Below are 22112 nucleotides of genomic sequence, written 5' to 3' on the forward strand. Positions count from 1 at the left end.
ATGAATCCGCACTGAATGTATGGGTCGCGCTCAAAATGTAAACAGAGATTGACTATACTTACGCCGTTGAGGTAAAAAACAGCGTTTCATTCGGTGAATGGATAAGGCACAATGCCGGCCACCATATCGTTACCACAGCCAATAGGGGCTGTGAATAAAGGTAGTGGTGATTCTGGTTAACAAAAGCGGTGCAATATGCAAGTTTTTATCATGCGTCACGGCGACGCGGCCCTCGATGCCGCCAGTGATTCGGTTCGTCCCTTAACCTCCTGTGGTTGTGACGAATCTCGCCTGATGGCGAACTGGCTGAAAGGTCAAAAAGTGGATATCGAACGTGTTCTGGTGAGCCCGTTCCTACGAGCCGAACAAACGCTGGATGTGGTGGGGGAGTGTATGAACCTGCCAACCGGTGTTGATGTTTTGCCGGAGCTGACTCCCTGCGGCGATGTCGGTCTGGTCAGCGCCTATTTACAGGCTCTGGCCAATGAAGGTATCGCCACCGCACTGGTTATCTCTCACTTGCCTTTAGTGGGATATCTGGTGTCTGAGCTTTGCCCAGGTGAAACACCGCCGATGTTTACCACATCAGCGATTGCCAGCGTTACGCTTGATGAGAGCGGGAAGGGTATTTTTAACTGGCAGATGAGCCCGTGTAACCTGAAAATGGCAAAAGCGATTTAAACAGGCCGGATAAGGCACAGCCGCCACCCGGAAAATCAAAGAGCCGCAAATGCGGCTCTTTTTGTTTTTCTGCATCACGGAAGTTCGGGCGGTAGCCACTCTTCCACTTCAATCAGCACCAGCAGCGCGGCGTCGCCACCGTACTCTTTCGGTGCCTGATGAAAGGCCATTACGTGCGGATGCTGTGCCAGCCAGAGCGGCGTCTGCTGTTTCAGAATATGTTTTCCGTGGCCATGCATCACGCAGGCGCAAAATACATGCTCACGGCGACAGGCGGCAATCAGCGCGCCTAACTCTTGTTTGGCCTGTTGCTGGGTCAGCCCATGCAGATCGAGAAACAGCTCCGGAGAGTAATCGCCACGGCGCATTTTCTTCAGTTCGAAATGGCTGACGTCGGCGCGCAGGTATCTTACCGGACCGTCCGTATTCAGCAGCGGCTGAAACTCATCCGAGAAATAGTGGCTGGCATCAGCCTGCTCCTGTAGCAGTCTTTTAACCGGAACCTCGGCAATTTTTTTACGTGGAGGTCGGTGAACGATGGTGTCCTGTTTAATTTTACGCGTGCCGGTCATCAGCTGGCGAAACAGCGTCTGATCCTCCTCGCTGAGCGATGTTTTCTTTTTCATTCGAGAGTCTCAACTTTTATTTTCCGTTAGTTTAACCCGACTCGGCGGGCATCCGATCGCTTAAAACGCAATTTTCGCGTTCAGGCCCCGTGTGAATGCTGATTTATCGCCGTCTTCGTGGCAAACTAGCCGCCGAAATTAATACGAGCATGCCCTGGAGGAATACGTGGATAAAATTTTCGTCGATGAAGCAGTGAGTGAACTGCATACCATTCAGGACATGTTGCGTTGGGCGGTCAGCCGTTTTAGCGCGGCGAACATCTGGTATGGCCATGGCACGGATAACCCATGGGACGAGGCCGTACAACTGGTCCTGCCGTCACTTTATTTGCCGTTGGATATTCCAGAAGATATGCGTACCGCGCGTCTGACCTCCAGCGAGCGTCATCGTATTGTTGAACGCGTGATTCGCCGCGTCAACGAGCGCATTCCGGTTGCTTATCTGACCAACAAAGCCTGGTTCTGCGGGCATGAGTTTTATGTTGATGAACGCGTGCTGGTTCCACGTTCACCGATTGGCGAGCTTATCAATAACCGCTTTGCGGGCCTTATTAATGAGCAACCGCAGCATATCCTCGATATGTGTACCGGCAGCGGCTGTATTGCCATTGCCTGCGCGTATGCCTTCCCGGAAGCCGAAGTGGATGCGGTGGATATTTCCACTGACGCGCTGGCGGTGACCGAACACAATATTGAAGAACACGGCCTGATTCATCACGTCACGCCGATCCGTTCCGATCTGTTCCGCGATCTGCTGAAAGTCCAGTATGACCTGATTGTGACCAACCCGCCGTATGTCGATGCAGAAGATATGTCCGATCTGCCAAACGAATATCGTCACGAACCTGAACTGGGTCTGGCGTCCGGCAGCGATGGGCTGAAACTTACCCGCCGCATTCTGGGGAACGCCCCGGACTACCTGTCAGATAACGGTATTCTGATTTGTGAAGTCGGAAACAGCATGGTACATCTGATAGAGCAATATCCGGATGTACCGTTCACCTGGCTGGAGTTCGACAACGGCGGTGACGGCGTATTCATGCTGACCAAAGAGCAGTTAGTTGCTGCTCGCGAGCACTTCAGTATTTATAAAGACTAATTACACGCGCACATACACAACACGCATAACGGAGCCGTGATGGCAGGAAACACAATTGGGCAACTCTTTCGCGTAACCACTTTCGGCGAATCACACGGGCTGGCGCTCGGTTGTATTGTCGATGGTGTTCCGCCGGGCATTTCTCTGACAGAAGCTGACCTGCAGCACGATCTCGACAGACGCCGTCCGGGCACATCGCGCTACACTACGCAGCGTCGTGAGCCGGATCAGGTGAAAATCCTCTCCGGGGTGTTCGAGGGCGTTACCACAGGCACCAGCATTGGCCTGCTGATCGAAAATACCGATCAGCGTTCACAGGATTACGGCGCGATTAAGGACGTTTTTCGTCCGGGACACGCCGACTATACATATGAGCAAAAATATGGCCTGCGCGACTACCGTGGCGGCGGACGTTCATCCGCACGTGAAACGGCGATGCGCGTGGCGGCCGGAGCGATAGCCAAAAAATATCTGGCGGAAAAATTCGGCGTTGAGATCCGCGGCTGCCTGACGCAGATGGGTGATATTCCGCTGGAGATCAAAGACTGGTCCCAGGTGGAACTTAACCCGTTCTTTTGCCCGGACCCGGATAAACTCGAAGCGCTGGACGAACTGATGCGCGGGCTGAAGAAAGAAGGTGACTCAATCGGAGCGAAGGTGACCGTTGTTGCACGCGGTGTACCTGCGGGTCTCGGCGAACCTGTATTCGACCGCCTGGATGCTGACATCGCCCATGCGCTGATGAGCATTAACGCCGTTAAGGGCGTTGAGATTGGCGATGGATTTGACGTTGTTGCGCTGCGCGGCAGTCAGAACCGTGACGAAATCACCAAAGAAGGTTTCCAGAGTAACCATGCGGGCGGCATTCTGGGTGGGATCAGCAGCGGGCAACAAATCATTGCTCATATGGCGCTGAAACCGACGTCCAGTATTACCGTTCCTGGGCGCACTATTAACCGCTTTGGAGAAGAAGTCGAAATGATCACTAAAGGTCGCCACGATCCGTGCGTAGGGATCCGCGCCGTACCGATCGCCGAGGCGATGCTGGCGATCGTATTGATGGATCACCTGCTGCGTCAGCGGGCGCAAAATGCGGACGTGAAGACCGATATTCCACGCTGGTAAGAGATGAAAAAAACGGCACTTGCGGCGCTGGCTCTGTTTGCCAGTACCGCCTGTCTGGCGGCGACGCCCTGGCAGAAAATTAACCATCCGGTTGCGGGCAGCGCGCAGTCTATCGGCGCGTTTTCCAATGGCTGTATTGTTGGTGCAGATACGCTGCCTGTACAGTCAGAACATTATCAGGTGATGCGCACCGATCAGCGTCGTTACTTTGGCCATCCGGATCTGGTGAGGTTTATCCAGCGTCTGAGTTATCAGGCCAATAGTCAGGGACTGGGCACGGTGTTAATCGGCGATATGGGTATGCCGGCCGGTGGGCGATTCAATGGCGGTCACGCCAGCCACCAGACGGGACTGGATGTGGATATTTTCCTGCAACTGCCGAAAACGCGCTGGACCCAGTCGCAACTGCTGCGGCCGCAGGCGTTAGATCTGGTCTCACAGGATGGTAAACGTGTTGTGCCGTCACTGTGGAAACCGGAGATTTTCAGCCTGATCAGGCTGGCTGCAAAAGATAATGAAGTAACGCGTATTTTCGTGAATCCGGCGATTAAGCAACAACTTTGTCTGGATGCAGGGACCGACAGGGACTGGTTGCGTAAAGTGCGGCCGTGGTTCCAGCATCGTGCGCATATGCACGTGCGGTTACGTTGCCCTGCCGACAGCCTTGAGTGCGAAGATCAACCGTTACCGCCACCGGGTGACGGCTGTGGCGCAGAGCTGCAAAGCTGGTTCGAACCTCCAAAACCTGGAACCACCAAGCCTGAGAAGAAGACACCGCCGCCGTTGCCGCCTTCCTGCCAGGCGCTACTGGACGAGCATGTACTCTAATGGATCATTTTGCCTCTCTGTTTATGGTGTCGCCACTGCTGTTAGGTGTGCTTTTTTTTGTGGCGATGCTGGCAGGTTTTATTGATTCTCTGGCCGGAGGTGGTGGTCTACTCACCATCCCGGCATTGATGGCGGCCGGGATGCCACCTGCGCAAGCGCTGGCAACCAATAAGCTGCAAGCCTGCGGGGGATCTATCTCTTCCTCCCTCTATTTTATTCGTCGGGGTGTGGTTAATCTGGCGGATCAGAAGCTCAATATCTTCATGACCTTTATCGGCTCAATGAGTGGCGCGCTGTTGGTTCAGCACGTGCAGTCAGATGTTCTGCGCCAGATCCTGCCAGTATTGGTTATCTGTATTGGCCTTTACTTTCTGTTGATGCCGAAAATCGGGGAAGAGGACCGACAGCGCCGACTGCACGGTTTGCCTTTCGCGCTGGTGGCCGGGGGCTGCGTCGGCTTTTACGATGGCTTTTTTGGTCCGGCGGCAGGGTCATTCTACGCGCTGGCTTTTGTCATGCTGTGCGGATACAACCTGGCGAAATCGACGGCCCACGCCAAAGTATTAAATGCCACATCGAATATCGGTGGGTTGTTGCTGTTTGCCCTCGGCGGCAAAGTGATTTGGGCGACAGGTTTTGTGATGCTCATTGGCCAGTTTATTGGCGCACGGATGGGCTCTCGACTGGTACTCAGCAAAGGACAAAAACTCATTCGGCCAATGATCGTTATTGTCTCCGCCGTGATGAGCGCCAAGCTACTTTATGATAATCATGGACAGGAGATTCTCCACTGGCTGGGGATGAACTAATGAATAATACGCATCACTACGAACAGTTAATTGAGATTTTTAACGGCTGCTTTGCCGATGAATTTAATACCCGTCTGATTAAAGGCGACGACGAACCGATCTATCTTCCAGCGGATACGGAATTACCGTATCACCGTATCGTTTTTGCGCATGGTTATTACGCCAGTGCGTTACACGAAATTTCACACTGGTGCATCGCCGGTAAAGCCCGTCGTGAACTGGTCGATTTCGGTTACTGGTACTGCCCGGACGGACGCGACGCGAAGACACAATGCCAGTTTGAAGATGTGGAAGTGAAGCCGCAGGCGTTTGACTGGTTGTTTTGCATGGCGGCGGGCTACCCGTTTAACGTCAGTTGCGACAACCTGGAAGGGGACTTTGAACCGGATCGCGTGGTATTCCAGCGCCGTGTTCATACTCAGGTGATGGAGTACCTGGAAAAGGGGATCCCTGAACGTCCGGCGCGTTTCATTAACGCGTTACAGAATTATTATCACACGCCTGAACTTACGGCGGAACAATTCCCGTGGCCCGAAGCGCTCAACTGAAGCCGCTGCCACGTTTACAATGAGGAAATAAGATGATCGCGGAGTTTGAATCACGCATTCTGGCATTAATCGACGATATGGTAGAGCACGCCAGCGATGATGAGTTGTTTGCCAGTGGCTATTTGCGTGGGCACCTGACGCTGGCTGTGGCTGAGCTGGATGCTGGCGAGGACCATTCCGCTGAGGCATTGTACGCCAATGTGACCAGCAGCCTGGAAAAAGCCATCAGCGCAGGCGAACTCTCGCCGCGTGACCAGGCGTTAGTGAAAGAGATGTGGGACACACTGTTCCAGAAGGCAACGCAATAATAATAGCAGTGGATTGTGCCGGATGGCGACGCGAAGGCGTCTTATCCGGCCTACGCGGACGGGGGTTGTAGGCCGGATAAGCGTAGCGCCATCAGGCAATGGCGAGATGGTATCTTATTTCACCGCTTTACCCTTCAATAACTTCCTCACCCACAGACGATTCGGATTCAGCGCTGCCAGCGTACTGGCATCCATAGGAATAGGTTCATCGCTCATTTGCGATGCCAGAATTTCTGCACACAGCGGGGCAGTACACAGCCCGCGCGAGCCCAGCGCACCTAACATAAATAAATCGGAATACACCGGGGCGTTTACGGCGTGCACTCTGTCTTCGGCAAGCGTGGCGTATTGGCTGAGCGTGGTGTCATAGTCCGCGACATTGCCGACCATCGGCATGTGATCGCGCGTGGCACAGCGCACTCCACAACGGGCGGCATTGCCACTAACGTCTACTTCTTTTGCCCACGAGGCATTCGGGAAACAATCTATTAAGCGCTGACGGTTTTGCTGCTGATCGTCCGCGCGATACACCGTTTCTTCACTTCCGCGATGATAGCTGGCGCCAATGCAGTGCTGCTGGTTTTGCGGGTTGTGCGGCGTGAGGTAGCCGTCATAGCACAGCACCTGACGCAGCGCTGAAAGCGAAGGCGTGGTAGGAATGTGACTCACCTGACCGCCTACGGAGTAGACCGGTAGCGACTGCGTCTGCTCAACGCCGTTAATGCGATGCCCGTTAGCCAGAACCACCGCAGCGTGAGTGGCGGTTTCGCCACTGGCAAACGTCAATTGCCAGTGTTCTGTCTGCCGAGACAGCGAGGCCAGCGTATGTTGATACCGGGTGCGTAATCCCAGCGTTGCGGCGTAGTCGAATACGGCGGCGGTTAATTGTGCCGGACACAGCCATCCTCCGGCAGGGTACTGAATCCCGCCGCATCCGGTTTCTACGCCGGTCGTTTGTAAAACCTGCTCTGCGTTAACGCTGACGGCGAGCGCATCAGGCAATTCAAGGGACAGCATTTGAGCGATTTTCTGCTGGCTTTTTTCATCCCACGCCAGTTGCGTCACACCGCACCAGTCATGCGCGAACGCAACCGGAAGGGCGTCATACAGGCGGCGGGCGAAGGTAAACGCGGTAGGGAAAAAGAGGTTAATGGCCGCGTCATGCTTGCTGAGCAACGGATAGAGCGCGCCCTGACGGTTACCCGATGCGCCTTCGGCAGGTTTCGCATCTGCGCAATAGAGCGTGACCTGCCAACCGCGGCGCAGTAACGCCAACGACAGCAATGTGCTGGCGATGCCTCCGCCAATAATGGCGGCTTCGCGCTTATCTGTGCCCGTGCGCGTGAACCACGGAGCCGATGAAGGGAGCGCCAGAGTCTGTTCCATGACGCCACAAAGCATTTCGCGTTTGCGACCAAAGCCTTTGCATTTTTGCATCGTAAACCCGGCTTCCTGCAACCCCCGACGCACAAAGCCCGCTGAGGTGAAGGTCGCCAGCGTACCGCCCGGACGAGCCAGACGGGCCATTGCGTTAAACAGCGTTGGCGTCCACATATCCGGATTTTTTGCCGGTGCGAAACCGTCCAGAAACCAGGCGTCCACTTTTTGATTCAGGGAGTCATCGAGCTTACTGGTCAGTTCGTTAATATCGCCAAACCACAGATCCAGCGTGACGCGTCCTTCATCAAGGAGCAGGCGATGGCATCCCGCCAACGGCAGCGGCCATTGCTCTTGCAGCGCCGTGGCCCATGGGGCAAGTTCTGGCCAGTGCTGATGGGCTAAGGTGAGATCTTCACGCGTTAGCGGATATTTTTCAAAACTGATGAAATGTAATCTTTCCAGGGTAGCTTCAGGATGGGTATCGCGAAAATCGGTAAATGCCTGCCAGAGCGTCAGGAAGTTAAGTCCGGTGCCAAACCCGCTTTCTGCCACCACGAAGAGGGGACGTGAATGCGCAGGGAATCGCTGGGCGAGATGATTCCCGCCGAGAAAGACGTAACGTGTCTCTTCCAGCCCGTTATCATTAGAAAAATAGACATCGTCAAAATCTCGGGAAACAGGTGTACCCTCAGCGTTGAATTCAAGGTTTGCAGGTTGTATAGCGTATTGTTTCACGTAAGTTACTCGTCTGGCAGGCTGTGCCCCGATCTTAGCGATGAGTGCCTGGCTGCGCAAATTTCCACATTAAATGGCTGATCGGACTTGTTCGGCGTACAAGTGTACGCTATTGTGCCACTCGAAACTTTAAAATAGTGCGACTTACAGAGGTATTGAATGAAACGTGCAGTGATTACTGGCTTGGGCATCGTTTCCAGCATCGGTAATAACCAGCAGGAAGTCCTGGCATCTCTGCGTGAAGGACGTTCAGGGATCACTTTCTCTCAGGAGCTGAAGGACTCCGGCATGCGTAGCCACGTTTGGGGCAACGTAAAACTGGATACCACTGGCCTCATTGACCGCAAAGTAGTGCGCTTTATGAGCGACGCATCCATCTATGCATTCCTTTCTATGGAACAGGCAGTGGCTGATGCCGGCCTTGCAGCAGAAGATTACCAGAACAACCCGCGCGTTGGCCTGATTGCAGGTTCCGGCGGCGGCTCCCCGCGTTTTCAGGTGTTCGGTGCTGACGCAATGCGTAGCCCGCGTGGTCTGAAAGCGGTTGGCCCGTATGTGGTCACCAAAGCGATGGCGTCCGGCGTTTCTGCCTGCCTCGCAACGCCGTTCAAAATCCACGGCGTAAACTACTCTATCAGCTCTGCCTGTGCGACATCTGCGCACTGTATCGGTAACGCGGTAGAACAAATTCAGCTGGGCAAACAGGACATCGTTTTTGCTGGCGGCGGCGAAGAGCTGTGCTGGGAAATGGCGTGTGAATTCGACGCCATGGGCGCGCTGTCTACCAAATACAACGATGCACCGGAAAAAGCTTCCCGTACCTATGACGCACACCGTGACGGTTTCGTTATTGCCGGCGGCGGCGGTATGGTCGTGGTTGAAGAGCTGGAACACGCGCTGGCACGTGGCGCGCACATCTATGCGGAAATCGTCGGTTACGGCGCAACATCCGATGGCGCAGACATGGTTGCTCCGTCTGGCGAAGGCGCAGTACGTTGCATGCAAATGGCGATGCACGGTGTAGACACCCCGATCGACTACCTGAACTCTCACGGTACCTCTACCCCGGTAGGCGACGTGAAAGAGCTGGGGGCAATTCGTGAAGTGTTTGGCGACAACAGCCCGGCAATCTCTGCGACTAAAGCCATGACCGGCCACTCCCTGGGCGCAGCTGGCGTACAGGAAGCTATCTACTCTCTGCTGATGCTGGAACACGGCTTTATCGCGCCGAGCATCAACATTGAAGAGCTGGATGAGCAGGCGGCAGGTCTGAACATCGTGACCAAACCGACCGAGCAGGCGCTGACTACCGTGATGTCCAACAGCTTCGGCTTTGGCGGCACTAACGCAACGCTGGTTATGCGTAAGCTGAAAGCATAAGACAGTGTGCCGGATCTTATATCCGGCTCATGCTGTACAGTAAAGGGAGCCGTCAGGCTCCCTTTTTTATATCGTTGACAATCGATCGGGTTTACAGGCAGACTCCAGCTTCAACATTATCCTCTTGATAATGCGTAAGCGTTTAACGTTATCCAACGCACCTTAATCCTGATAGTCAGGTAGAGGGGGCGTGGGCATTCCTCGCCTTACTCTGCATTTTGGAGTAACGCATGACAGCTGTAACCCAACAAGAAAAAACACCTTCGGCGAACTTTTCGCTGTTTCGTATCGCTTTTGCAGTTTTCCTGACCTATATGACGGTCGGTCTCCCTTTGCCCGTGATTCCTCTGTTTGTGCATCAGGAACTGGGCTATGGCAACACCATGGTCGGTATCGCCGTAGGTGTACAGTTTCTGGCGACGGTATTAACGCGCGGCTACGCCGGGCGCTTAGCCGATCAATATGGTGCTAAACGCTCGGCGCTACAGGGGATGTTTGCCTGTGGGCTGGCAGGCGCTGCGTGGCTTTTAGCCGCGCTATTGCCTGTTTCTGTTCCCGTAAAATTTGCGTTGTTAATCGTCGGGCGTTTGATCCTCGGTTTTGGCGAAAGCCAACTGCTCACCGGTACGCTGACCTGGGGGTTGGGGCTGGTCGGCCCAACACGCTCCGGTAAGGTGATGTCGTGGAACGGAATGGCGATTTACGGCGCGCTGGCCGCCGGTGCACCGTTGGGCCTGTTGATCCACAGCCACTTTGGCTTCGCGGCGCTGGCGGGAACGACGATGGTATTACCGCTGCTGGCATGGGCATTCAACGGCACCGTGCGTAAAGTGCCTGCGCATGCAGGAGAACGTCCTTCGTTATGGAGCGTGGTGGGGCTTATCTGGAAACCGGGCCTGGGCCTGGCGCTGCAGGGCGTTGGCTTTGCGGTGATCGGTACCTTTATTTCACTCTATTTTGTCAGCAACGGCTGGACGATGGCGGGGTTCACCCTGACTGCGTTTGGTGGGGCATTTGTGCTGATGCGCATTCTGTTTGGCTGGATGCCGGACCGTTTCGGCGGTGTGAAAGTCGCCGTTGTCTCTTTGCTGGTGGAAACTGCGGGGCTGATTTTGCTGTGGCAGGCCCCATCGGCCTGGATTGCGCTGCTCGGGGCGGCATTAACCGGGGCCGGGTGTTCGCTTATCTTCCCGGCATTGGGCGTCGAGGTGGTGAAGCGAGTGCCCGCGCAGGTTCGCGGTACGGCGCTGGGCGGTTACGCCGCGTTTCAGGATATCTCCTACGGCATAAGCGGTCCGGTAGCCGGGGTGCTGGCCACCGCGTATGGTTATCCTTCAGTGTTCCTTGCCGGGGCGATATCCGCCGTGGTGGGGATTATTGTAACGTTGCTTACGCTGCGTAAAGGTTAAGCGACCAGCCAGAAAATGGCTAACGCAATTATCAACGCAACAAACAGCAGTCCCGGTCGTGCCGACAGAGATTTAACCGTTTCAATCATCGGCGCGAACGGGCTGTAAATGGGCTGCAGATGACGCGGATCGCTGAGCTCACGTTCTCGTTCCACGCGACGCAGGAAAATTTGATTGAGCAAGTCCTGCACCTGCACCGTGGTCAGAATCGATTGTGGTTGGATCTGATACGTCTGCTGTGCGTATTCTTTTATCGCTGTCAGCTCATTCGGCTCTAATGGCAGCTTCAGCGCCGCCTGGAGCGTTTGTAGCGTAGGGGCGCTTTGCAGGCTGAGCGTCTGGCGCGCCTGCAGCCAGGTGACCAGGTGCGTAAACTGTTTGGCAGGGATCAGCTCACCGCTTTTTACGCCAGACAACTCCAGCATAGACTGCCAGATCATCTTCCCGGATTCTCCTGTGGCCGCCGCCAGTTTGGTAACTAACTGGTTCAGCGTATTGTGCTCTGCGGGGAGCAACGGGCGATCGGTAGCAGGGCGCTGCTGCGGCTGCGGTATCGACAGCTGTCCTTGTTGCAGCAGCGTGAGCACGTTCTTCAACTGCTCAGGCGTGAGCTGGCTGAGCGCCGTTTGCCCATACTGCTGACGGATAAAATCACTCACCGCCTGGCGATTATTTCCCTGGCTCAGTAATTCAGTGAGCTGCGAAAGCACCTGACGATTAACATGATTTTGCTGAGCAACCCCCAGTCGTTGGTTAAGGTTTTGCTCAGCGGCAGGAAAGTGACGTGACTGCAGCGGCGTATCACTTTTGACGCCCAGATCGTGCTTCATTCCGGCCCACACCTCAGCGCTTTGCTGCTGGGTGAGTGAAATCAAACGGGTAATTAGCCGTTCCAGCACAGTACGTTGGTGCGTGGATAACGGTTGTTCACCCGCAGCGGAAGGGGCATTTTGGCCTTCGCCGGGAGGGCGTGCGGGCGTACCTGAAATGGGCTGCATCATCTCTGTTCCTTAAATCTGTGCTGACCAGGTCTCGCAGTATGCCTGGCGGCGAGATTATGGCACACTTGCCCGGTTAACTCTCGTTCTCAAACAGGTGCGAAAGACGTGAAAATCCTCGTTGATGAAAATATGCCCTATGCCCGCGAACTGTTCAGTCGTTTGGGGGAGGTCAAAGCGGTTCCCGGTCGTCCGATTCCCGTTGCTGAACTGGATGATGCGGATGCTTTAATGGTGCGCTCGGTGACGAAAGTAAATGAATCACTGCTTGGCGGAAAACCGGTTAAATTTGTCGGTACGGCAACCGCTGGCACAGACCATGTGGATGACGCCTGGCTTGCGCAGGCGGGGATCGGTTTTTCCGCCGCGCCCGGTTGTAACGCAATAGCGGTCGTAGAATATGTTTTTTCAGCGTTACTGATGCTGGCGGAGCGCGACGGGTTTGCGTTACGCGATCGCACCGTAGGCATTGTGGGTGTGGGTAACGTGGGCGGGCGTTTGCAGGCGCGTCTGGAAGCGCTGGGGATCCGCACGCTGCTGTGCGATCCACCGCGAGCCGATCGCGGTGACGAAGGCAATTTCTGCTCGCTGGATGAACTGGTTGAGCAAGCCGATGTGCTGACTTTCCATACCCCACTGTTTAAAGACGGGCCGTACAAAACGCTGCACATGGCGGATGACGCGCTGATTAGCCGGTTGAAGCCGGGCACTATTCTGATCAACGCCTGCCGTGGGGCGGTCATCGACAATACGGCATTGCTGAACCGATTGAATGCCGGTCAGTCGCTGAGCGTTGTGCTGGATGTCTGGGAAGGAGAGCCGGATCTCAATGTGGCGTTGCTGGAGAAAGTCGATATCGGCACGGCGCACATTGCCGGGTATACCCTCGAAGGAAAAGCCCGTGGTACCACGCAGGTCTTTGAGGCCTATAGTAAGTTTATTGGTCACGAGCAGCACGTTGCGCTCAGTACCCTGTTACCCGCGCCGGAATTTGGTCGTATCACCCTGCATGGCCCGTTAGATCAGCCAACGCTGAAAAGGCTGGTGCATTTAGTGTATGATGTGCGCCGCGATGATGCGCCGCTGCGCAAAGTCGCTGGAATTCCGGGTGAGTTTGATAAACTGCGTAAAAATTACCTTGAGCGTCGTGAATGGTCGTCTTTATATGTGATGTGTGACGACGCAACGGCTGCTGCCTTATTGTGTAAGCTGGGTTTTAACGCTGTTCATCATCCGGCACATTAATGTCTTCTTAATGCTCCCTGTCGAATAATGCGACAGGGACGCTTACGTATTTCTTGGAGTAAATCACCATGTCTGAAGGCTGGAATATTGCCATTCTGGGCGCAACGGGCGCCGTAGGCGAAGCCCTGCTCGATACGCTGGCTGAACGCCAGTTCCCGGTCGGTGAAATTTATGCGCTGGCGCGTAATGAAAGCGCCGGTGAACATCTGCGTTTTAACGGTAAATCGGTCATAGTGCAGGACGTTGCAGACTTTGACTGGACGCAGGCACAGTTGGCATTTTTTGTTGCGGGCGCTGAAGCCACCGCCGCCTGGGTAGAAGAAGCCACTAATGCGGGTTGCCTGGTGATCGACAGCAGCGGTCTGTTCGCGCTTGAGCCAGACGTTCCGCTGGTGGTTCCGGACGTTAACCCGTTCGTGCTGGCGGATTACCGTAACCGCAATGTGATTGCGGTACCTAACAGTCTGACCAGCCAACTGCTGTCTGCGCTGAAACCGTTGATTGATGACGGTGGGCTTTCGCGTATTACGGTGACCAATATTATCTCGGCTTCCGCTCATGGCAAAAAAGCGGTGGATGCGCTGGCCGGACAGAGTGCAAAACTGCTTAACGGCATCCCGATTGACGAAGATGATTTCTTTGGCCGTCAGTTGGCATTCAACATGCTGCCGCTGCTGCCCGATCGTGAAGGTAGCGTGCGTGAAGAACGTCGTATCGTTGATGAAGTGCGCAAAATTATGCAGGATGATGGTCTGCTCATCTCTGCCAGCATCGTGCAGTCCCCGGTATTTTATGGCCACGCGCAGATGGTGAATTTTGAGGCCCTGCGCCCGTTGGCGGCGGAAGAAGCGCGCGATGCGTTTTCACGCGGTGAAGACGTGGTGTTGTCGGAAGAGACCGATTTCCCGACCCAGGTTGGCGATGCATCGGGCACGCCGCACCTTTCTATTGGCTGCGTGCATAATGATTACGGTATGCCAGAGCAGGTTCAGTTCTGGTCTGTGGCGGACAACGTACGCTTTGGCGGCGCGTTAATGGCGGTGAAAATAGCGGAAAAACTGGTGCAGGAGTACCTGTACTAATGTCTGACCAGCAACAGCCGTCAACCCATAAAATTGCGCTGGGCATTGAGTATGACGGCAGCAAATATTATGGCTGGCAGCGCCAGAACGAAGTGCGTAGCGTTCAGGAAAAACTGGAAAAAGCGCTCTCTCAGGTGGCGAATGAACGCATCAATGTTTTTTGTGCAGGACGCACGGATGCGGGCGTTCATGGCACTGGGCAGGTCGTGCATTTTGAAACCACTGCCCAGCGTAAAGATGCGGCCTGGACACTGGGGGTAAATGCGAATTTACCTGGTGACATCGCCGTGCGCTGGGTTAAAGCTGTACCCGATGATTTTCATGCCCGATTTAGCGCCACGGCTCGCCGTTATCGCTACATCATCTACAATCATCGGTTGCGCCCTGCTGTTTTGGGTAAAGGGGTAACCCATTACTATGAACCGCTGGACGCTGAGCGTATGCATCGTGCGGCCCAGTGTCTGATTGGCGAAAATGATTTTACCTCGTTTCGAGCGGTGCAGTGTCAGTCGCGCACGCCGTGGCGAAACGTGATGCACATTAACGTCGAACGTTTCGGTGCATATGTGGTGGTGGATATTAAAGCGAATGCCTTTGTACATCATATGGTCAGGAATATTGTCGGCAGCCTGATGGAAGTTGGCGCCAACAACCAGCCGGAGAGCTGGATAGCAGAACTGTTAGCGGCAAAGGACAGAACGCTGGCAGCGGCAACGGCGAAAGCGGAAGGACTGTATCTGGTTGCGGTAGATTACCCGGACCGGTTCGACCTGCCAAAACCGCCTATGGGCCCGCTATTTCTGGCGGACTAATTTGAGTCGTATAAAGGCAAAACTATGGACCTGATTTACTTTCTTATCGATTTTATACTGCACATTGATGTGCACCTGGCGGAGCTGGTTGCGGAATACGGTATCTGGGTATACGCCATTCTGTTTCTGATCCTGTTCTGTGAAACCGGGCTGGTGGTGACACCATTCCTGCCAGGGGATTCGCTGCTGTTTGTTGCGGGTGCGCTTTCTGCGCTGCCAACCAACGATCTTAATGTTCATCTGATGGTGGCACTGATGATTGTGGCGGCGATTGTGGGCGATGCGGTGAACTACACGATTGGCCGATTGTTCGGGGAAAAACTTTTCAGTAACCCGAACTCCAAAATTTTCCGCCGCAGCTACCTGGATAAAACCCATGCGTTCTACGAGCGTCATGGCGGTAAGACGATTATCCTGGCGCGTTTCGTGCCAATCGTGCGTACATTTGCGCCGTTTGTTGCCGGTATGGGACATATGTCCTACCGTCACTTTGCGATGTATAACGTCGTAGGCGCATTGCTGTGGGTATTGTTGTTCACCTACGCAGGCTACCTGTTCGGCGATCTGCCGATCGTCCAGGAAAACCTGAAATTATTGATTGTGGCGATTATCGTCCTTTCCGTATTGCCGGGGGTGATTGAAGTAATTCGCCATAAGCGTGCTGCGTCACGGGCTGCAAAATAGAAAGTAACTCAGCGGTTCGACCACTTTTTTATCCAAAGTTTCGGGCTGTTATGTTTTAATGTGCAACATTCATGGTCTGTTAGGGGCAAAAATGGCATTATGCGCCCCTTATAACAAAGCTGACTAGGGTTCAGGCAGAAAGGTCACCAATGAGCTGGATTGAACGAATTAAAAGCAACATTACTCCCACCCGCAAGGCAAGCATTCCTGAAGGGGTGTGGACCAAGTGTGATAGCTGCGGTCAGGTTTTATACCGTGCTGAGCTGGAACGTAATCTTGAGGTCTGTCCGAAGTGTGACCATCATATGCGCATGTCGGCGCGCAATCGCCTGCATAGCCTGTTAGATGAAGGTTCTCTTGTGGAACTGGGTAGCGAGCTTGAGCCGAAAGACGTGCTGAAGTTTCGTGACTCCAAAAAATACAAAGACAGACTGGCTTCTGCGCAGAAAGAAACTGGCGAGAAAGATGCGCTGGTGGTGATGAAAGGCACACTTCACGGTATGCCGGTCGTTGCTGCGGCATTCGAGTTCGCGTTTATGGGCGGCTCCATGGGCTCTGTGGTCGGCGCGCGTTTTGTCCGTGCCGTTGAGCAGGCGCTGGAAGACAACTGTCCGCTGATCTGCTTCTCCGCTTCTGGCGGGGCGCGTATGCAGGAAGCGCTGATGTCTTTGATGCAGATGGCGAAAACCTCTGCTGCGCTGGCGAAAATGCAGGAACGCGGTTTACCGTATATTTCTGTACTGACCGACCCAACAATGGGTGGTGTTTCCGCAAGCTTCGCGATGCTGGGCGATCTCAACATTGCAGAACCGAAAGCATTGATCGGCTTCGCTGGTCCGCGTGTTATCGAGCAAACCGTACGTGAGAAACTGCCGCCGGGATTCCAGCGCAGCGAGTTCCTGATTGAAAAGGGCGCTATCGATATGATCATCCGCCGTCCGGAAATGCGCCTGAAACTGGCAAGCATCCTGGCGAAGCTGATGAATCTTCCTGCGCCGAATCCGGATGAGCCGCGTGAAGGCGAAGTGGTACCTCCGGTTCCCGATCAGGAACCAGAGGCCTGATAGTTTACGCTATGGGTTTCGGGTTGCAGGCAGGCGACAAGAGTGTTAATCCCAATGAACTTACACCGTTAAGTGATTCGGGAGAGCGAGTACAGCCAACACATCTGCAACGTGGAAAACGACGTGTAAAAAAGGGCAGGCCGGTTGGCGCTGCCCTTTTGCTTTTCTCAACGTAAAGAATCTACAGGCATTATGGACAATAAACGTATCCCTCAAGCCGCGTCGCCCCTGGCGTCGTGGCTTTCTTATCTTGAAAACCTGCACAGTAAAACCATCGATCTGGGCCTTGAACGCGTCAGCCAGGTGGCGCGTAAACTGGGTGTGTTGAAACCTGCGCCATTTGTTTTTACGGTGGCAGGAACCAATGGGAAAGGCACAACCTGTCGTACGCTGGAATCTGTGCTGACTGCGGCAGGCTATAAAGTTGGGGTGTACAGTTCGCCTCATCTGGTGCGCTACACGGAACGCGTACGCGTGCAGGGGCGTGAACTGCCGGAATCAGCTCATACCGCCTCGTTTGCTGAGATTGAAGACGCACGTGGTGACATTTCCCTGACTTACTTTGAATACGGTACGTTATCGGCACTCTGGCTGTTTAAACAGGCCCAACTGGATGTTGTTATTCTGGAAGTGGGGTTAGGCGGCCGCCTTGACGCCACCAATATCGTCGATGCCGATGTCGCAGTAGTCACCAGTATTGCGCTTGACCATACTGACTGGCTGGGCCCGGATCGCGAAAGTATTGGTCGTGAGAAGGCAGGGATTTTCCGCGCAGAGAAACCGGCCATCGTCGGCGAACCGGAAATGCCTTACACCATCGCAGATGTCGCTCAGGAGTGCGGGGCGATTTTGCAACGTTGCGGTGTGGACTGGCGCTATGCGGTCACGGAGAACGACTGGTCGTTTACTGATGCTCATGGAACGCTGGCGCACCTGCCGTTGCCGCAGGTGCCACAACCTAACGCTGCAACCGCACTGGCCGCACTGCGCGCAAGCGGCCTTAACGTCAGCGAGCAGGTCATTCGTGACGGTATCGAACAAGCGATTTTACCGGGACGCTTCCAGGTTGTGAGCGAGTCGCCGCGGGTAATTTTTGATGTTGCCCATAACCCGCATGCGGCGGAGTATCTGACCGGACGTCTGAAAAAGTTAGTGAAAAGCGGGCGTGTACTTGCGGTTATCGGTATGCTACATGATAAAGATATTGCAGGTACGTTGGCCTGGCTGAAAAGCGTGGTTGACGACTGGTACTGTGCGCCCCTGGAAGGGCCGCGTGGTGCAACGGCAGAACAGCTGCTGGAGCACCTGGGCAAAGGCAACGCTTATGACAGCGTGGCGCAGGCATGGGCTGCGGCACTTGCTGAGGCGAAGCCAGAAGATACCGTGTTGGTGTGTGGATCGTTTCACACTGTCGCACATGTCATGGAAGTAATAGACGTGGGGAGAAGCGGTGGCGAGTAAGTTTCAGAATCGATTAGTCGGCACAATTGTGCTGGTCGCGCTCGGGGTGATTGTGCTTCCCGGGCTGCTTGACGGCCAGAAAAAGCATTATCAGGATGAATTTGCAGCGATCCCACTGGTGCCTAAACCCGGCGATCGCGATGAACCAGACATGATGCCAGCAGCAACGCAGGCGCTGCCGACTCAGCCGCCGGAAGGGGCGGCAGAAGAGGTGCGTGCGGGTGATGCTGCCGCGCCATCGTTGGATCCATCACGTTTGACGACGGCAAACAGTGCGGAGTTAGATCCTGTCCCTGCGCCTGTGGAACCACCGAAACCTAAACCGAAACCGCAGCCTGTTGCTGTCGCCCCGACGCCAACGCCGGCACCGACTCCAGCGCCGAAACCGGCCGCTGAGGAAGCGCCAGCGCCAACCGGCAAAGCGTACGTTGTACAACTCGGTGCGCTGAAAAACGCGGATAAGGTCAATGAGATCGTGGGTAAACTTCGTGGCGCGGGCTTCCGGGTATATACTTCCCCGTCAACGCCGGTGCAGGGTAAAATAACCCGCATTCTCGTAGGGCCTGACGCCTCCAAAGATAAGCTGAAGAACTCGCTGGGCGAGCTGCAGAAGATCTCTGGTTTGAGCGGGGTGGTGATGGGGTATACCCCTAACTAAGGGATTGCGTTACGTTGCGCTGATGTAGGCCGGACAAGGTGTTTACACCGCCATCCGGCAGTGCCCGAAGAGGCATAAAATCGTATGGCGTTGAAGATTTTTTCAGCGCCATTTTTATTTACGCGTGGAAAGGAAATCCCTACGCAAACGTTTTCTTTTTCTGTTAGAATGCGCCCCGAACAGGACGACAGGGCGTAAAATCGTGGGACACATATGGTCTGGATTGATTACGCCATTATCGCGGTGATTGGTTTTTCCTGTCTGGTTAGCCTGATCCGTGGCTTTGTTCGTGAAGCATTATCGTTGGTGACTTGGGGTTGTGCTTTCTTTGTCGCCAGCCATTACTACACTTACCTGTCTGTCTGGTTTACGGGCTTTGAAGACGAACTGGTTCGAAATGGGATTGCTATCGCGATACTGTTCATCGCGACACTTATCGTCGGCGCTATCGTTAACTTTGTGATAGGCCAACTGGTAGAGAAAACAGGACTGTCGGGTACCGACAGGGTGTTGGGGATCTGCTTCGGTGCTTTGCGTGGAGCGTTGATCGTCGCCGCCATACTGTTCTTTCTCGATACCTTTACCGGTCTGTCGAAAAGTGAAGACTGGGGTAAGTCACAGCTGATCCCGCAGTTCAGTTTCATCATCAGATGGTTCTTTGACTATCTGCAAAGCTCGTCAAGTTTCTTGCCCAAAGTATAAACTTTGGGTCGTTGCTGAACGAGGAAAAGACGTATGTGCGGTATTGTCGGTATCGCCGGTGTTATGCCGGTAAACCAGTCGATTTATGACGCGTTAACGGTGCTCCAGCATCGTGGTCAGGATGCTGCGGGCATCATCACCATTGATGCCAACAACTGCTTCCGCTTGCGTAAAGCAAACGGAATGGTGAGCGATATTTTTGAAGCGCGCCATATGCAGCGTTTGCAGGGCAATATGGGCATCGGTCATGTGCGTTACCCAACGGCTGGCAGCTCCAGCGCCTCCGAAGCTCAACCTTTTTACGTCAACTCACCGTATGGCATTACGCTTGCCCACAATGGCAACCTGACCAACGCGCATGAGTTGCGTAAAAAGCTGTTTGAAGAAAAGCGCCGCCACATCAATACCACTTCAGATTCTGAAATTCTGCTGAATATTTTCGCCAGCGAGCTGGATAACTTCCGTCATTACCCGCTGGAAGCCGACAATATTTTTGCTGCCATTGCGGCAACCAACCGCCAGATTCGCGGCGCCTATGCCTGCGTGGCGATGATTATCGGTCACGGTATGGTTGCCTTCCGCGACCCTAACGGTATCCGTCCGCTGGTGATGGGCAAACGCGATATTGGCGATGGCCGTACCGAGTACATGGTGGCGTCTGAGAGCGTAGCGCTGGATACGCTGGGCTTTGAATTCCTGCGTGACGTAGCACCTGGCGAAGCGGTGTACATCACCGAAAAAGGCCAGCTGTTTACCCGTCAGTGTGCCGATAACCCGGTGAGCAATCCATGTCTGTTTGAATACGTTTACTTCGCACGTCCTGACTCCTTTATCGACAAGATTTCCGTCTACAGCGCCCGTGTGAATATGGGGACTAAGCTTGGCGAAAAAATTGCCCGTGAGTGGGAAGATCTGGACATCGACGTAGTAATCCCAATCCCGGAAACCTCCTGTGATATCGCGCTGGAAATTGCCCGTATTCTCGGTAAGCCGTACCGCCAGGGGTTTGTGAAAAACCGCTATGTGGGCCGTACCTTTATCATGCCGGGCCAGCAGTTGCGTCGTAAATCTGTGCGCCGTAAGCTGAACGCTAACCGTGCGGAATTCCGTGATAAAAACGTGCTGCTGGTGGATGACTCCATCGTGCGCGGCACCACTTCTGAGCAGATTATCGAGATGGCGCGTGAAGCCGGAGCGAAGAAGGTGTATCTGGCCTCTGCCGCCCCGGAAATTCGCTTCCCGAACGTTTATGGCATCGATATGCCTACGGCGACGGAGCTGATTGCGCATGGTCGTGAAGTGGACGAGATTCGCCAGATAATCGGCGCAGATGGTCTGATCTTCCAGGATCTGAACGATCTGATTGAAGCTGTCCGTGCTGAGAACCCGGATATTCAGCAGTTTGAATGTTCAGTATTTAACGGCGTGTACGTTACCAAAGACGTCGACCAGCAATATCTCGATTTCCTCGACTCCCTGCGTAATGACGATGCCAAAGCGGTGTTGCGTCAGAACGAAGCAGAAAACCTTGAGATGCACAACGAAGGTTAATGTTTGCTCGCAAGCAAGGGCGCAACCTGCACCCTTGCTTGCAACTAACCGTAATTTCCTGCAAAGTCGGCCCTGAGCAAGTAAGGGCGATTACACATGAAACGACTCATCATTGGTATTTCTGGTGCAAGCGGGGCAATTTACGGCGTGCGCCTGTTGCAGGTATTGCGTGACGTCACTGATGTGGAAACCCACCTGGTGATGAGTGCCGCTGCCCGACAGACGCTGGCGCTGGAAACGGACCTCTCTGTGCGCGACGTGCAGGCGCTGGCAAATGTGAATCATGATACCCGTGATATCGCCGCCAGTATCTCCTCCGGCTCTTTTCAGACTGCCGGAATGGTTATTCTGCCTTGTTCAATCAAAACGCTTTCTGGCATCGTCCACAGTTACACCGATGGGTTGCTTACCCGTGCGGCAGATGTGGTGTTGAAAGAACGTCGTCCGCTGCTGCTGTGTGTACGCGAAACGCCGCTGCATCTGGGGCATTTGCGATTGATGACGCAGGCGGCAGAAATTGGGGCGGTAATTATGCCACCTGTCCCGGCGTTTTATCATCGTCCGCAAACGCTCGATGATGTGATTAATCAAACGGTTAATCGCGTGCTTGACCAGTTTGATATTACCCTTCCGCAGGACCTGTTCACCCGCTGGCAAGGGGCGTAAGCCGTTCCATCAGCGTGCAAAGAATCATCCGTTGCCCTGTTTCAGGGCAATTTTGTAACCGCGATCATATCCTCAACATTTAATTCGTTAAAACTCAACGAAACGCTGCGGTTCAACCGCCAGACCTGCTATCTTCAAAATCAGGACATTATTGCAACGTTTTATTAACATATTTAACGTCGAATATCCTCATCGACGTGAAAATGGCATAAGACATGCATGAAAAAGTCTGCAAACACACAACACAACGTAAAACATAAT

The 22112-nt window shown here is 54.2% G+C and carries 22 protein-coding genes; 19 read left to right on the forward strand and 3 right to left on the reverse strand.

All coding sequences use genetic code 11. From position 1 onward, the window contains the following. Positions 1-195: 195 nt before the first annotated feature. The gene (gene sixA / locus SK38_RS01070) at positions 196-681 is read left to right on the forward strand and encodes a phosphohistidine phosphatase SixA (protein WP_048234808.1); all 486 of its coding nucleotides are present in this window, start codon (positions 196-198) and stop codon (positions 679-681) included. 74 nt (positions 682-755) lie between these two features. On the opposite strand, the gene smrB is transcribed toward sixA, so the two are convergent. Continuing rightward, entirely contained in the window at positions 756-1307 is a 552-nt protein-coding gene (gene smrB / locus SK38_RS01075; RefSeq protein WP_003839296.1) for an endonuclease SmrB, read from the reverse strand. Positions 1308-1473: 166 nt separating this feature from the next. Here smrB and prmB point away from each other — a divergent pair, with 166 nt between their 5' ends. From prmB to SK38_RS01105, 6 genes are read left to right on the forward strand one after another with little or no spacing between them, the layout of a single operon-like run. Further along, positions 1474-2406, forward strand: coding sequence for a 50S ribosomal protein L3 N(5)-glutamine methyltransferase (gene prmB / locus SK38_RS01080; protein ID WP_003028173.1), 933 nt, complete (start codon positions 1474-1476; stop codon positions 2404-2406). Between the two features lie 39 nt (positions 2407-2445). Continuing rightward, positions 2446-3531, forward strand: a complete 1086-nt coding sequence (gene aroC / locus SK38_RS01085; protein ID WP_003834825.1) for a chorismate synthase — start codon at positions 2446-2448, stop codon at positions 3529-3531. Between the two features lie 3 nt (positions 3532-3534). Further along, entirely contained in the window at positions 3535-4359 is an 825-nt protein-coding gene (gene mepA / locus SK38_RS01090; RefSeq protein ID WP_048234810.1) for a penicillin-insensitive murein endopeptidase, read from the forward strand. Next, positions 4359-5168 (forward strand): sulfite exporter TauE/SafE family protein, encoded by an 810-nt coding sequence (locus tag SK38_RS01095; protein ID WP_003834821.1) that lies wholly within the window; start codon positions 4359-4361, stop codon positions 5166-5168. Before mepA ends, SK38_RS01095 begins: the two co-directional genes overlap by 1 nt. Beyond that, the gene (locus SK38_RS01100; protein ID WP_048234811.1) at positions 5168-5716 is read left to right on the forward strand and encodes an elongation factor P hydroxylase; all 549 of its coding nucleotides are present in this window, start codon (positions 5168-5170) and stop codon (positions 5714-5716) included. The genes SK38_RS01095 and SK38_RS01100 overlap by 1 nt, the downstream gene beginning before the upstream one ends. Positions 5717-5748: 32 nt before the next feature. Then, positions 5749-6024, forward strand: a complete 276-nt coding sequence (locus tag SK38_RS01105; protein ID WP_003028163.1) for a YfcL family protein — start codon at positions 5749-5751, stop codon at positions 6022-6024. 114 nt (positions 6025-6138) lie between these two features. On the opposite strand, the gene mnmC is transcribed toward SK38_RS01105, so the two are convergent. Beyond that, entirely contained in the window at positions 6139-8139 is a 2001-nt protein-coding gene (gene mnmC / locus SK38_RS01110) for a bifunctional tRNA (5-methylaminomethyl-2-thiouridine)(34)-methyltransferase MnmC2/FAD-dependent 5-carboxymethylaminomethyl-2-thiouridine(34) oxidoreductase MnmC1 (RefSeq protein WP_048234813.1), read from the reverse strand. A gap of 159 nt (positions 8140-8298) precedes the next feature. Between mnmC and fabB the strand changes: the two genes are divergently transcribed. Continuing rightward, positions 8299-9519 carry a beta-ketoacyl-ACP synthase I gene (gene fabB, locus SK38_RS01115; protein ID WP_008785363.1) on the forward strand — a complete coding sequence of 407 codons (1221 nt, stop codon included), beginning with the start codon at positions 8299-8301 and terminating at the stop codon, positions 9517-9519. Positions 9520-9749: 230 nt separating this feature from the next. Continuing rightward, positions 9750-10928, forward strand: a complete 1179-nt coding sequence (locus SK38_RS01120) for an MFS transporter (protein ID WP_003834805.1) — start codon at positions 9750-9752, stop codon at positions 10926-10928. On the opposite strand, the gene flk is transcribed toward SK38_RS01120, so the two are convergent. After that, complete coding sequence (gene flk, locus SK38_RS01125; protein WP_048236385.1) at positions 10925-11926, reverse strand: flagella biosynthesis regulator Flk; 1002 nt, start codon at positions 11924-11926, stop codon at positions 10925-10927. The genes SK38_RS01120 and flk overlap by 4 nt on opposite strands. A 108-nt stretch (positions 11927-12034) precedes the next feature. On the opposite strand from flk, the gene pdxB reads away from it, so the two are divergent. The 10 genes from pdxB to SK38_RS01175 all read left to right on the forward strand — a co-directional run bounded on the left by pdxB (position 12035) and on the right by SK38_RS01175 (position 21851). Then, a complete protein-coding gene (pdxB, locus tag SK38_RS01130; protein ID WP_048234815.1) occupies positions 12035-13171 on the forward strand; it encodes a 4-phosphoerythronate dehydrogenase PdxB in 1137 nt (378 codons plus the stop codon). A 68-nt stretch (positions 13172-13239) separates the two neighbouring features. Continuing rightward, on the forward strand, positions 13240-14253 hold the full coding sequence (locus SK38_RS01135) for an aspartate-semialdehyde dehydrogenase (RefSeq protein WP_008785360.1): 1014 nt from the start codon (positions 13240-13242) through the stop codon (positions 14251-14253). Beyond that, complete coding sequence (gene truA, locus SK38_RS01140) at positions 14253-15065, forward strand: tRNA pseudouridine(38-40) synthase TruA (RefSeq protein ID WP_003028142.1); 813 nt, start codon at positions 14253-14255, stop codon at positions 15063-15065. Before SK38_RS01135 ends, truA begins: the two co-directional genes overlap by 1 nt. A gap of 24 nt (positions 15066-15089) precedes the next feature. Continuing rightward, complete coding sequence (locus SK38_RS01145) at positions 15090-15749, forward strand: DedA family protein (RefSeq protein ID WP_003028140.1); 660 nt, start codon at positions 15090-15092, stop codon at positions 15747-15749. A 149-nt stretch (positions 15750-15898) separates the two neighbouring features. Then, entirely contained in the window at positions 15899-16813 is a 915-nt protein-coding gene (accD, locus tag SK38_RS01150; protein WP_048234816.1) for an acetyl-CoA carboxylase, carboxyltransferase subunit beta, read from the forward strand. A 192-nt stretch (positions 16814-17005) separates the two neighbouring features. Continuing rightward, complete coding sequence (gene folC, locus SK38_RS01155; protein WP_048234817.1) at positions 17006-18274, forward strand: bifunctional tetrahydrofolate synthase/dihydrofolate synthase; 1269 nt, start codon at positions 17006-17008, stop codon at positions 18272-18274. Continuing rightward, positions 18264-18932 carry a cell division protein DedD gene (dedD, locus tag SK38_RS01160; protein WP_003834793.1) on the forward strand — a complete coding sequence of 223 codons (669 nt, stop codon included), beginning with the start codon at positions 18264-18266 and terminating at the stop codon, positions 18930-18932. Before folC ends, dedD begins: the two co-directional genes overlap by 11 nt. Before the next feature lie 213 nt (positions 18933-19145). Continuing rightward, on the forward strand, positions 19146-19634 hold the full coding sequence (cvpA, locus tag SK38_RS01165) for a colicin V production protein (RefSeq protein ID WP_003028129.1): 489 nt from the start codon (positions 19146-19148) through the stop codon (positions 19632-19634). A gap of 33 nt (positions 19635-19667) precedes the next feature. Next, positions 19668-21185 carry an amidophosphoribosyltransferase gene (purF, locus tag SK38_RS01170; RefSeq protein ID WP_003028127.1) on the forward strand — a complete coding sequence of 506 codons (1518 nt, stop codon included), beginning with the start codon at positions 19668-19670 and terminating at the stop codon, positions 21183-21185. 96 nt (positions 21186-21281) lie between these two features. Next, a complete protein-coding gene (locus SK38_RS01175) occupies positions 21282-21851 on the forward strand; it encodes a UbiX family flavin prenyltransferase (RefSeq protein ID WP_048234819.1) in 570 nt (189 codons plus the stop codon). The last annotated feature ends 261 nt before the right edge of the window (positions 21852-22112 follow it).

Source organism: Citrobacter sp. MGH110, assembly GCF_001037515.1.
In the GTDB taxonomy this organism is placed as follows: domain Bacteria; phylum Pseudomonadota; class Gammaproteobacteria; order Enterobacterales; family Enterobacteriaceae; genus Citrobacter; species Citrobacter portucalensis.

What these genes read in the sequence shown, in the direction of transcription:
- SK38_RS01175 (WP_048234819.1), top strand. Translation starts at nt 21,282, where the DNA reads ATGAAACGACTCATCATTGGTATTTCTGGTGCAAGCGGGGCAATTTAC.
- smrB (WP_003839296.1), bottom strand. Translation starts at nt 1,307, where the DNA reads ATGAAAAAGAAAACATCGCTCAGCGAGGAGGATCAGACGCTGTTTCGC.
- fabB (WP_008785363.1), top strand. Translation starts at nt 8,299, where the DNA reads ATGAAACGTGCAGTGATTACTGGCTTGGGCATCGTTTCCAGCATCGGT.
- aroC (WP_003834825.1), top strand. Translation starts at nt 2,446, where the DNA reads ATGGCAGGAAACACAATTGGGCAACTCTTTCGCGTAACCACTTTCGGC.
- sixA (WP_048234808.1), top strand. Translation starts at nt 196, where the DNA reads ATGCAAGTTTTTATCATGCGTCACGGCGACGCGGCCCTCGATGCCGCC.
- flk (WP_048236385.1), bottom strand. Translation starts at nt 11,926, where the DNA reads ATGCAGCCCATTTCAGGTACGCCCGCACGCCCTCCCGGCGAAGGCCAA.
- SK38_RS01105 (WP_003028163.1), top strand. Translation starts at nt 5,749, where the DNA reads ATGATCGCGGAGTTTGAATCACGCATTCTGGCATTAATCGACGATATG.
- mepA (WP_048234810.1), top strand. Translation starts at nt 3,535, where the DNA reads ATGAAAAAAACGGCACTTGCGGCGCTGGCTCTGTTTGCCAGTACCGCC.
- SK38_RS01120 (WP_003834805.1), top strand. Translation starts at nt 9,750, where the DNA reads ATGACAGCTGTAACCCAACAAGAAAAAACACCTTCGGCGAACTTTTCG.
- cvpA (WP_003028129.1), top strand. Translation starts at nt 19,146, where the DNA reads ATGGTCTGGATTGATTACGCCATTATCGCGGTGATTGGTTTTTCCTGT.
- folC (WP_048234817.1), top strand. Translation starts at nt 17,006, where the DNA reads ATGGACAATAAACGTATCCCTCAAGCCGCGTCGCCCCTGGCGTCGTGG.
- purF (WP_003028127.1), top strand. Translation starts at nt 19,668, where the DNA reads ATGTGCGGTATTGTCGGTATCGCCGGTGTTATGCCGGTAAACCAGTCG.
- SK38_RS01095 (WP_003834821.1), top strand. Translation starts at nt 4,359, where the DNA reads ATGGATCATTTTGCCTCTCTGTTTATGGTGTCGCCACTGCTGTTAGGT.
- SK38_RS01145 (WP_003028140.1), top strand. Translation starts at nt 15,090, where the DNA reads ATGGACCTGATTTACTTTCTTATCGATTTTATACTGCACATTGATGTG.
- truA (WP_003028142.1), top strand. Translation starts at nt 14,253, where the DNA reads ATGTCTGACCAGCAACAGCCGTCAACCCATAAAATTGCGCTGGGCATT.
- SK38_RS01100 (WP_048234811.1), top strand. Translation starts at nt 5,168, where the DNA reads ATGAATAATACGCATCACTACGAACAGTTAATTGAGATTTTTAACGGC.
- accD (WP_048234816.1), top strand. Translation starts at nt 15,899, where the DNA reads ATGAGCTGGATTGAACGAATTAAAAGCAACATTACTCCCACCCGCAAG.
- SK38_RS01135 (WP_008785360.1), top strand. Translation starts at nt 13,240, where the DNA reads ATGTCTGAAGGCTGGAATATTGCCATTCTGGGCGCAACGGGCGCCGTA.